Raw genomic sequence first — 11,111 nt, 5'->3', positions numbered from 1 at the left:
GCGGCCACGCCGTGTGCAACAACCCGGCGGTGCGCGGCGATCACCTGGAAGAAGCAGTGTGGGATCAGGTGAAAGGCCTTCTGGAGGACCCGCGTCGTATGGCGGACGAATATCGCCGCCGCCTCCGCCAAGCCCGCGACGAAATCCGCGAGCCGGATGAGATCGTCCGCCTGGAACGACAGATGGCCACCTTGCGTCGCGGCATCGGCCGGCTGATCGACAGCTATGCCGAAGGCGTCATCGACAAGGCGGAATTCGAACCGCGTATCGCTGGCCTGAAACAACGCCTCTACCAGCTTCAGGAGCGGCACCGGGCGGCGGTCGAAGTGGCCGAGAACGAACGCGACCTCTCACTCCTCATCAGCCGTCTGGAAGACTTCTCCGCCAAGGTGACAGCAGGGCTCGCCGGCCTTGATCGGGCCGGCATGCGGCAGATCATCCGCTCCGTGGTTCGCCGGGTCGAAATCGACGACGCCCACATCGAGATCATCTTCCGGGTTCCCCCGCTCGATGGCCCAGCCGGCCCAAAATCACCAAGCAAAATGACCAGTTCCACGCAACATTGTACAGACGTTCGTCGAGCGGACCTTCGGCTGGATGACAAGATGGCGCCGCCTCGTGTGCGACTACGAGCAGCGCATCGATGTCTCGCAAGCCATGATCCTTGTCGCAATGGGCGGCAATCTCATCCGCCGAAACGCTTCCGTGAATTTCAAAACGGACTCTAACTAGCTGGAATGTGGACCGGTCTAACGAAGCTGGCCAGAGTAACGGCCCAACGGCATCGGGATGATCCAATCCCGACCACCAACATCTTTCGCGTCGAGATGATCTGAGGGGAGGGCTTTGGCATTAGATAGCCTATACGCACCTCCAGCATTTAGACTTCTGCGAGCAAAGAAAAGCCGGAACGTAGAGCGGCAGGCCCGGACCGAAGCTAAAAGCCGCCGACGCCGTCTGCGACGTTCTCCAAGATATCTACGATCTCTTCGGCTCACAATTCACAATAAATACTGCACTTTCTTTATAGGAGCAGGATACAGGGCCGAACGCTTCAGGCAGTTGCCTCTATCGATCCCAGAAGGGAGGTTTACGGGTAGACCCAAATGGCCGCGCCGTCCTGTGTTCGACGGTTCACCTCCCAAGACCTACTAAATGGAGAGATCTATCAGGAAGGGAGACTGCCGTTTAAAGCTTTGTGTCATTAGATCCGCACATTGCTCCAAAGAGCTCGCATGTGCTGCTTCAACTCCTAACCCTTCGGCAAGTTTTACCCAATTCAGATTGGGGTTTGATAGGTCAAGAATGCTCATTGCGGTCGGTCCAGGAACTGCGCCAACATTCTTGTGTTCGCTGATGAGGATATTGTATTTTTTATTGTTGAGAAGAATGGTTGTACAAGGCAAACTCTCCCGAGCCTGCGTCCACAGCGACTGTAGCGAGTACATCGCGGACCCGTCGGCCTGAAGGCTAATGACTCGTCTACGCCCCTTTGCGGCAACGGCTGCCCCGGTGGCAACCGGCAACCCGTCGCCGATCGCGCCGCCGCTCAAGTTTAGCCAATCGTGGGCGGGAGCGGCATGGGTGAACTTATAGAGGTCACGGCCGAACGAGATGCTTTCGTTAGATACGATTGAGTCTTCTGGCATTAGGGCGGCCAAGGTAAGCGCCAAGCCTTCCTGAGTCGGCGCACCGCTTACTGCGTTCGGACGTGGACCGGGATCTGGGATCGCCACCTCCGGTGCCTGCAACTCGTCGACGAGGGCCTGTAGGGCAGCGACTGCGTCCTGGTCAGGGCGTGACAGAACATAAATTTGTGCATTGGAGGCATACTGCGTCGAGGGTTTACCTGGATAGGCAAAGAAGCCAACTGGCGCCTTTGCGTTCACGAGGATAATCTGTTCAAAACGGCTTAATTCCTTGATCGCCGCGTCGGTTCCGTAGGAAACGCGCTCTAGTTGCAACCTTCCGCGGCCGCGCGCCATATGCGCATTTGTATAGCTCGCGAGCAAGGTCGCGCCTGTAGCACGAGCAACCCGCCACGCCAGCGCTTGCGACGGAGCAAATGTCGCTTGATCGGCTAAGAGGATGAGCACGTTCTTTTTGGAATGTAGGACGCGTGCTGCATTTTCCACGGCGTGAGGATCGATCGGCGGTGGGGCGGGGACTGCAAGCGGCCCCGCTATCGCCCCTCCGAGTTTCCATGATGCATCCGCTGGAAGGATCAATGTAGCGATCTGGCCTGACAGTGCGCTCGCGGCTTGAACGGCGGCAGCCGCATCTCGGCCAACCTCCGTAACATCAGTGCTTGTTCGCACCCAATGAGAAACAGTACGCGCCATGCCTTCGGTGTCGGCCGTCAGCGGCGCATCAAAGGGCCGATGGTAAGTGGCCTGATCACCTACGATATTTACGATTCCGGCCCTGGCCCTGCGGGCGTTGTGCAAATTGCCCATGCCGTTGGCCAAGCCAGGACCACAATGGAGCAAAGTACACGCTGGCCTGCGCGCGATCCGATAATATCCATCTGCCATCCCGGTAACGATATTCTCTTGGAGGCCCAGAATGCAGTGCATCCCCGGAACCTTGTCTAGCGCGCCCACGAAATGCATTTCGCTGGTGCCTGGATTGGCGAAGCAAGTGTCGACTCTTGACCGCAGCAAGGTATGCACGAGGCTTTCCGCGCCGTTCATTTCGTTGGAATTCGGAATTGTTGTCATCGAGAATGCCCGTATTCTGACCGGAGAAGCCATGGTTGGCGACGCCCCCGTCCCTAACCATGGAAAGCAGGGAAGCGCTGGCGATCCGTAACCGATTGGACCAGCCCTATAGCGTTGCGCTCGGCAGGCTGTGCAGAGTCTCACCTTCGGCTGACGAGTGCGTCTTTACAATTCAGTGTACATTATAGACTATCAATGGAGACCGGCATTTGAGAAGTGCGGCATCGCGTCTCCCCTTGGCCGAGCCTCCCGATCGATCTTTCCTCAGCATTTTGGCATTTGCGGTGATCGCTCCCCATCGTGCAGCAGGCGAAAAAAGTGGCGTCCAAGCACCGTTCCTGATTGACAGGGTCTACGTTCGGTATACATTAGCAGCGTTGGGGCTGCGTGACTATGCGTGGAAATGTATTGTGAGGGGATTTCTCGCTTGGATGCTCAATTGTTTGAGACTCATATCAGGCGCAAGGACATTCCCGCGGGAGTCGCTTTCTAAAGGTTGGTAGCAACGCTTTGTCCGAGTCAAATGCAATAGCCCGCAAACGGTCGTCCAGCCGTATATATATGCCGACGTCCGCTCGGCTGAGCGACGACGTGTATTCCAGGCTGAAAGAAGATATTTTGTCGGCCTCGCTGAAATCGGACGAGCGTCTGTACGAGACCACCGTGGCTGAATCCTTCGGAGGATCCAGAACGCCAGTTCGCGAGGCTCTGTTGAGGCTGCTAGAAGAAGGGCTCCTGGTGCGACAGGGGCGGGCCTATGTCGTCAGCCGAATATCCGTTGCCGAGATGATCGACATCTACCGGGTTCGGCAGAACTTGGAATGTCTCTCTGCCTCAATAGCTGCTGAAATGATCACCGACGCGGAGCTTAGCGAATTGAGAGCAATGATTGAGGCGATGAGAACAGCGGCAGGGAGGCGAGATGGCAGCGCGTTCAACCTTCTTGATTCTGAGTTTCATTTAGCAATAGCTAAATCAACCGGCAATGAGGTTTTGATGGGCATCCTCACAAAGCTTCACGAAAGGGTTTTGCTTGTTCGAAACTCGGTGGAGCGATTTCTGTCTCGCCTCGAGAACGCAAATCAAGAGCATGAGGCGATCTACAACGCAATTAGGCGGAGGCAATCAACAATCGCGGTCGCCGAAATGAACTCGCACATTCAGTCGACGATCGAGTCACTGAAAGCGTCTGGCATAGAGCTGGTAGAGATTAATGAGCGATAAAATGACATCCGGTCTGAGCGCACAGTCGGCCAAGCCTTGCGTATTATTTCTCTGGGAGCAGGGAAACGCGCTGGAATGGAAATTCTTCATGGAAGATTTGGTCGGAGATATTGACTTTCGTGTGTTTCCCGACGTGGGGGATCGCGCCGAGGTTGACTACATTATGACTTGGATGCCTCCTCTCGGAGAGATTGAGAAATACCCCAACGCCAAGGCAATATTTTCCATTGGAGCTGGCGTTTCGCATATCCTGCGCGACCCGCACGTGCCGCGAGACATTCCCATCGTCCGCCTCACCGACGATGCGCTCAGTTTAGACATGTCGCTGTATGCTCTGCATTGGACCTTACATTTTCACAGGGGGTTCGATCATTATCTGCGACAGAAGCAATCAAAGGTCTGGAAGCGGCATCCCTATCCAGCCAACGAGGATCGAAAAGTCGGTGTTCTCGGTCTCGGCGAAATTGGAGGGAAACTTGCCGAGATGCTCCGGGATGTGCACTTTGACGTTGGCGGGTGGAGCCGCTCAAAGAAGGATATCGAAGGTGTATCCTGCTTCGTTGGCGAGGAGGGCCTCGCTCAACTGTTGAGGCGGAGCGAAATCCTCATTTCCGTGCTCCCTCCTACTCCAGAAACCGCCAACCTGTTGAATGATGCGCGGCTGAGACTGATGCCGAAGGGCGCCTTTCTCATCAATATGGGGCGAGGCGAGGCGGTCGTCGATGACGATCTGGTGAAACTCCTTGATGAAGGGCACCTGGCGGGAGCAGTGCTGGACGTTTTTCGCGAGGAACCTTTGCCATCACTCAGCCCCTACTGGAGTCATCCTTCCGTAGTTGTAACGCCACATGCTGCCGCCCCGACAAATGTCAAGTACGGGGCCAAGCGTATAGCTGAAAACATCATCAAGATGGAGACCGGTCGGCCTCCTCATCCCGTCTACAATGCGAGTCTTGGCTATTGAAGCAACATCAAAGTTGCGGGACGATTTATGTTAAACACGCGCCCGGTGATGTTGGCTCCGATGCCAAGGCGTTTGACGTGTCTCTTCAGAGTGGATTGAGATATCTTGCCCGCAGCAAGACGCTGCCGGAGCAGGGACTTAAAGTCTCATAAGCAAACCAGTCTATGAGCACGATAGGCGACTCAATCTTGACGCTAAAGCCGATGTTCGGGCACGACGCTAGTCAATAAAGATCTGCCTCAACTCCTGTCGTGAGCTTAGCGAGTCTGAAAATTAGTGTCGGATGTCACCGGTCGTGATAAGGACGTCAAAGCATGAGTAAGGTCAATCAAGTTCAAATTGAACAGATACGGCAGTTGTTGGGCACTGACGGCGTCCTTACCGGGAACGATTGCTTGCCCTATGAGTCTGGCGCCCGTTTCGACGTGGGAAAGGCGGCGCTAGTGCTTCGGCCTAAAACGGTATTGGAACTGTCTACTGCCGTTAGCTTTTGTGTTCGAAACTCGATCTCGATAATTCCCCAATCAGCAAATACCGGGGTTGTAGCCGGATCAACGCCCGACCCAAGCGGAACCCAAGCAGTTGTTAGCCTGGAGCGTTTGCGCGGTCACTTGGAGATTGATGCCGAGAACCGGTCGGTACATCTGGATGCAGGCTATAGGCTATCTGAGTTAAATGCTCGGTTGGAACAGCACGGTCTCTTCTTCCCGATCGATCTTGGCGCTGACCCTCTAGTGGGAGGGATGATCGCGACTAACACGGGTGGTGCGCGCTTCATCCGTTATGGGGACGTCCGGCGAAATACTCTAGGCCTCACGGTCGTTCTCGCTGATGAGCAGGGATCCGTCGTGAAGCTTGGATCATCTCTTCGCAAGAGCAACGTTGGGGTAGATTGGAAGCAGCTTTTTATCGGCACCTGTGGTGTTTTTGGTATCGTGGCGGAATGCGTGCTCAACGTGGAGCCCGAGCCTCGACAAATAGCAACTGCGCTATTGGTGCCGAATAGTCTTGAAGCTGTGCTGCCGCTGCTTGACCTAATTGAAAGGAGAGCCGGACCCAGCCTTTCGGCCTTCGAGGGCATGTCAGGGAATGCTATAGCAGCCGCATTGGCTCACGTGCCGCGGCTCAAGAACCCATTTTCCCGACGCGATCCCCCCGAATACGCAATTTTGGTGGAGATCTCTCGAAGTTGGGAAGCCCAACAACGAGAGATTCCGATAGACGATCAGCTACAGACTATCCTCTCCGATATGTGGGAAACTAATAGTAGTTTACTGGAGGACGTTCTCGTCGGTCCATCGCACGAGCTTTGGGCACTCAGGCACGCGATATCCGAAGGGGTGAAAGCCGTAGGCAAGCTAGTGGCGCTTGATATCGCCTTCAAGCGCGGCGACGTGATGCGTTTCCTGAAACGAATGAGAACTGAACTTCCAGCAGCCTTTCCGGATGTGCGAATTTGCGAGTTCGGCCATATTGGTGATGGGGGCGTTCATTTCAATTTGGTCGTCGACCGCGATAGCGCCAATGCGGCCGACACAGGCTATGAGGGGCGAATACGGTCGCTGGTCTACAACATTGTCGTAAACGAGTATGGCGGAAGCTTCAGTGCAGAGCATAATATAGGGCGAAAGAACCAAATATATTATGATCGATTTACAGACGAACGTTTAAAGAAGTTTTCTGCGGCGCTAAAAAAATCGACATCACCGAACTCAATAGGTGTCCCGGTTTTGTGGTAGTAGGCCCGCGGATATTGAAGTGTATTAGGAGCACAGATCACATGGGTGATGCAGTGAATTCTGTGACCTCGACCTTCCGCCCGTCCCGGGCGCTTTCGAAAGTGGGTCCATCGGCGATTACGCGAATAACCGCTGCTACGGCGGAGTTGAAACGCCAGGGGCGGCAGATCGCGAGCATGCACTTAGGTGAGCCCGATTTCGGGACACCCGAGAATATTGTCGAGGCCGCTATTCGCGCAATGCGAGCTGGAGATACGCATTACACAGCGCTCGACGGCACACCCGAAATCAAATCTGCCGTGCAAGAGAAATTCTCACGAGAGAACTGCATTTATTTCGAGAGCGACCAGATTGTCGTTAGCTCGGGCGCGAAGATGCTCCTGTTCAGCGCCTTTTTCGCGACTTTGAATCCAGGTGACGAGGTTATCCTCCCGGCACCCTACTGGGTGAGCTACGCCGACATCGTCGAAATGATGGGCGCGCGGGTCGTGGTCCTGCCGACGCACGCGCAGGACAGCTTCAAACTGCGGGCCGAGGACCTCGAGCGGGCGATCACGCCGAATACCAGGTGGCTGCTTATTAATTCCCCGTCCAACCCATCTGGAGCGGTCTATCGGAAGGCGGATTATGAACCGATCCTAGAGGTGATCGCACGACATCCGCAGGTGTGGTTCATGGCCGATGACATGTACGAACATATCATCTTCCAGGATGAGCCGTTCGTTACGCCCGCTCAACTCCGCCCGGATTTGCTAGGCCGCATCCTCACAATCAACGGCGTGTCGAAAGCATATGCGATGACCGGATGGCGCATCGGTTATGCAGGCGGGCCGACACCTCTCATTAAGGCGATTAAGGCGGTTCTCAGCCAGTCCACCTCTTGTCCATGTTCAATTGCGCAGGCGGCTGCTGCTGAGGCATTACGCGGGCCGCAAGAGTCCACACGGCGCTACCTGGGTGAATACCGGGCCCGGCGCAATCTTGTTATGAGTGAGCTGTCGCGATGCCCGGATCTGAAAGCGACCGAGCCCGAGGGAACCTTCTACGCGTTCGTCGATTGGCGCGCATTGTTGGGAGCGTCGACCTCAAAGGGTCAGACGCTGACCGACGACGAAGACCTTTGCCAATATCTTCTGTACGACTGCGGGGTCTCAATTGTCCCCGGATCAGCGTTCGGAACCCCAGGCTTCTTTCGCATTTCTTTCGCCAGTTCTGAAGCCGAATTGCGTTTGGGAATGGCCCGCATTCGAGAAGGTTGCGCCGCCCTCAAAAAAGTTCAGGACGCCACGGGTGCCGCTTGATACCGGGGACGTCTAGGTAAAACGTGTCGCGTATCCGGCAGCTTTGAAGAAAGTTTCTGAATTTGGATCGAACAGGTGGCCGGGATCTCCAATAGGTGGTGATAATATCTGCCATGCTGACTGCTTTCTTGTTGCTGGGCCTTGTCCCATGTGATGATCCTCGGTTCCAGCTTCTCGATCGCATGCGGCGACGCTCTCAACGATTTAGGGCCGCGGCCATTTTCCAAGCGATATGGCGGCCAAGCTGATCTATGATCTTTAACCAATCCGAGAAAGAGTGGGAAATCGCCGGATGGGTGGACCCTGGCGAGGGGCAGTTCGTCGTCATCTTCGGCGAACGCTTTATCGGGCAATACCGGCGCAATGTTCAGCCGCCCGCGTCAGGCCACTTTGACTGTATGGCAAACCACGAAAACAGTCGAAGCGTTGGGCCGGATTGATTGGGGTTGTCGAGGTCGAGTAGCGGTTTCCAGCTTTTCATGTTGAGGTTCATGTCGCGTAGGACCCCTGGCAAGTCCTTCAGCTGTACTTGGGTCGAATGGTCTCCATCACCTGCCAGGCCTGGGCGACCAGATCGAGCATCGCTACCTTCGCTCATGGGCGCGCTGATCGCCGCCGCAGTCCGGGCAACATGCGCAAGACGGCTCGCGAACGACCCGCTTGCGCGGCAGGTTCGGGTTGAGCTTGCGCACCGGCAAAACCCGCACCTTGTCGGTGTCAGCGACGATGGGCAGCTCGATATCGGGCACGCTGGCGACGAAATCGATATCGAGATCTTCGAGTTCGAGCCGCATCTGGCCCAGCCGCGAGGCCTTCGGCCGCTCGTCTGAGATGATTGAAGCGATCGATCTGCAGGTGCAGGCGCTGGATGCGAAGTACGGCCTCGGCGCGCCTCTCTTCGCAGCTGTTCATTCCATTCGGCGATGGTGATGTCACGGGCAGAAATGGCCGCTTCCAGAAGAGCGATCCGGGGCGAAGGAAACGGCGACGGACGTTCGATACCCGGCAGATCGCTCACGTCGGTGCGCGCGAAGGTCGCCATTTGTCTGATCGGCATCGAGCTCGCCGCCGGCCATCTGCTTGCACCACGAATAGATTGGTCACCGTTGCAAGATCTTCGGCCGCCGCCGCGGCACCGCTTAACTCGGCGACCATATCGCCCTTTGCATATTTCCAATGTCATGGCCCGAAAGCTCCATATTCCATCGGCCTATGGCAAGGTGCCCTGGGCACATCGCTTGCGGCCCGGATCTACCGCATGTTGCGGGATCGGCGCTGAAGCTAAGCGGTGTCGGCGGCCTGGCTGCCGAAGCGAGCAGGGCGCAGGGAGCTGCGTTAAACTCGGCCTGACATGGGTGAGAGGCTCGGCGATGAGACGTCCTGCCATCCACCAAGTGACGCCTTCGGAATTCATAGCAGTGCAAATGTCATTCGACATCCGGGCAGGGCCCGATCAAGGGTGAACCATCTAAGGTGAAAGATTCGGGCCCATTGAAGAAGCGGCGGATGGGTGCGTCACACAGAATCGGGAAATCTCCATCGCACTGTGGAAATAGGGCGCTATCTTGTCCCAGTCGGGATTAAGCAGGTGAAGGCGAAAGGATCGGGTAGGGCGGCTGCATCAATCGTCTTGGCGCTCTCATCGAAGAAACCGACGAGCATGCCGCCCCTTCACGCGACCGTGTATCCGGCGCTCGGAGATGCACGCCCGCCCTGCTAGCCGCAGCCCGCAAACACCGGTGGCCGCCTTGTAGACCAGGGAATGGCCTGCTCCAGTTCGTGGGCAACACGAACCAGGGTCGCCTCGTCGCCGAAGCGAGCGACGATCTGGATACCGATGGGCAGGCCTTCGCCGTCATGGAAGAGCGGCAGCGTGACCGAGGGTTGACCGGTAACGTTGAAGACCCCCAAGTATTGATAGAGGGACTGGTAGGTATCGCGGAACTGGTCGAGCGAGACGCCTTCGCTGAGCGTGGTCTTGATGCTGTGGGGAAGCGCCGTGCACGGCATGCTGGGCGTCAGCAGGATGTCGAAGCCCTTGGTCGCCTCGCCCACATCGGCGCGGACCTTGCGCATCGCCTCGAATACTTCCCGTGCATATGAGAGCGGCATTTGCTGGGCCGCCCGGTAGAACTCGAGATTGATGGGGTCTACGGTCTGCTCGTCGGCAGTGCGGCCGACCGTACGCGCCGCATCATCGAGCCATCCCGCCCACAAGTTAAAAAAGCCGATCTCGACTCTTTTCATGTCGGCTAGGACGAATGGCGGGGACATCTCTTCGACGAGATGCCCCATCGTCTCCAGGCATTTCGCGGTCTGCTCGACGGCCGCGCGGATCTCCGGCTCTAGCTTTCTCTCACCCCATGGCGAGGTGGCCAGGCCGATCCGCAGGCGGCCAGTCGGGCGGTCAAGCTCCTCCACGTAGGGCCGCTCGGGCGGCGCGATGACGAACGGATCGCCCGTATAGGCGCCGCTGAAGACATCGAGCGCCGCCGCCATGTCTCGGACGCTGCGGCAGACCACGAAGGTGCGGCTCAGGCCATGGCTCGAATCCTGCTGATCCGGCCCGCCGGAAATGCGGCCGCGCGAGGGGTTCAAGCCGACCAGACCGCAGAACGCCGCCGGGGTGCGGGTGGACCCGAGGCCATCGCTGGCGGACGCGATCGGCACGATGCCGGCGGCGACGGCAGCCGCCGACCCGGAGGACGAGCCACCTGACGTTCGGTCCAGCTGCCACGGATTGCGCGTGATCCCGTTGGCCAAGGATTCGCTCATGCGCGCCATCCCTATTCCAAACTCGGGGGTGGTGGTGCGGCCCACGATGCGCAGGCCTCCGGCCCGCGCACGTTGCATGAAATAGCTCTCCACGGTGGAGCGAAAACCCTTGAAGAGCCGGCTTCCCTGTTCCTGGAGCCGGCCGGCCTCACTTGCACCTATGTCCTTGCGCAGGAAGGGCACCCCAGCGAATGGTCCGGTGTCGGAACCGGGCACGGATCCGGCGTCCTCATAGAACTCGATGACGGCGTTGATCGTCGGGTTGATCTGGTCGTGTGCCTCGCGCGCGAGGCGGATGAGCTCCGCGGCGGTGACCTCGCGCCTGCGGACCAGCTCCGCCAGCCCCGTGGCGTCATGGCTGGCGTATTCGTGCAGCTTCATGGATACC

The 11,111-nt window shown here is 57.4% G+C and carries 8 protein-coding genes; 5 read left to right on the top strand and 3 right to left on the bottom strand.

Going from position 1 to position 11,111, the window contains the following annotated elements:
* Positions 1-728: PspA/IM30 family protein (locus tag NKJ94_RS35985; protein ID WP_502904251.1), on the top strand; the 728-nt coding region annotated here is incomplete at its 5' end.
* Positions 729-1,151: 423 nt separating this feature from the next.
* Here NKJ94_RS35985 and NKJ94_RS35980 read toward each other — a convergent pair.
* Positions 1,152-2,720, bottom strand: a complete 1,569-nt coding sequence (locus tag NKJ94_RS35980) for an acetolactate synthase large subunit (protein ID WP_352532376.1) — start codon at positions 2,718-2,720, stop codon at positions 1,152-1,154.
* Between the two features lie 591 nt (positions 2,721-3,311).
* Between NKJ94_RS35980 and NKJ94_RS35975 the strand changes: the two genes are divergently transcribed.
* From NKJ94_RS35975 to NKJ94_RS35960, 4 genes are all read left to right on the top strand, one after another.
* Positions 3,312-3,944, top strand: coding sequence for a GntR family transcriptional regulator (locus NKJ94_RS35975; protein WP_352532374.1), 633 nt, complete (start codon positions 3,312-3,314; stop codon positions 3,942-3,944).
* Positions 3,934-4,908 carry a 2-hydroxyacid dehydrogenase gene (locus tag NKJ94_RS35970; protein WP_352532372.1) on the top strand — a complete coding sequence of 325 codons (975 nt, stop codon included), beginning with the start codon at positions 3,934-3,936 and terminating at the stop codon, positions 4,906-4,908. Before NKJ94_RS35975 ends, NKJ94_RS35970 begins: the two co-directional genes overlap by 11 nt.
* Positions 4,909-5,222: 314 nt before the next feature.
* Entirely contained in the window at positions 5,223-6,647 is a 1,425-nt protein-coding gene (locus NKJ94_RS35965) for an FAD-binding oxidoreductase (protein ID WP_352532370.1), read from the top strand.
* Between the two features lie 41 nt (positions 6,648-6,688).
* Entirely contained in the window at positions 6,689-7,948 is a 1,260-nt protein-coding gene (locus NKJ94_RS35960) for a pyridoxal phosphate-dependent aminotransferase (protein WP_352532368.1), read from the top strand.
* A 584-nt stretch (positions 7,949-8,532) separates the two neighbouring features.
* Here the strand turns inward: NKJ94_RS35960 and NKJ94_RS35955 are convergent.
* Positions 8,533-8,742 (bottom strand): hypothetical protein, encoded by a 210-nt coding sequence (locus tag NKJ94_RS35955; protein WP_352532366.1) that lies wholly within the window; start codon positions 8,740-8,742, stop codon positions 8,533-8,535.
* Between the two features lie 922 nt (positions 8,743-9,664).
* Positions 9,665-11,111, bottom strand: a 1,447-nt coding sequence (locus tag NKJ94_RS35950) for an amidase (protein ID WP_352532364.1), incomplete at its 5' end; no start/stop codon positions are given.

The sequence above is a fragment of the Mesorhizobium sp. M0060 genome (genome assembly GCF_040323155.1).
In the GTDB taxonomy this organism is placed as follows: Bacteria; Pseudomonadota; Alphaproteobacteria; order Rhizobiales; family Rhizobiaceae; genus Mesorhizobium.
Note: the sequence above shows the minus strand (reverse complement) of the source record. Positions and strands in the feature narration are given on the sequence as shown.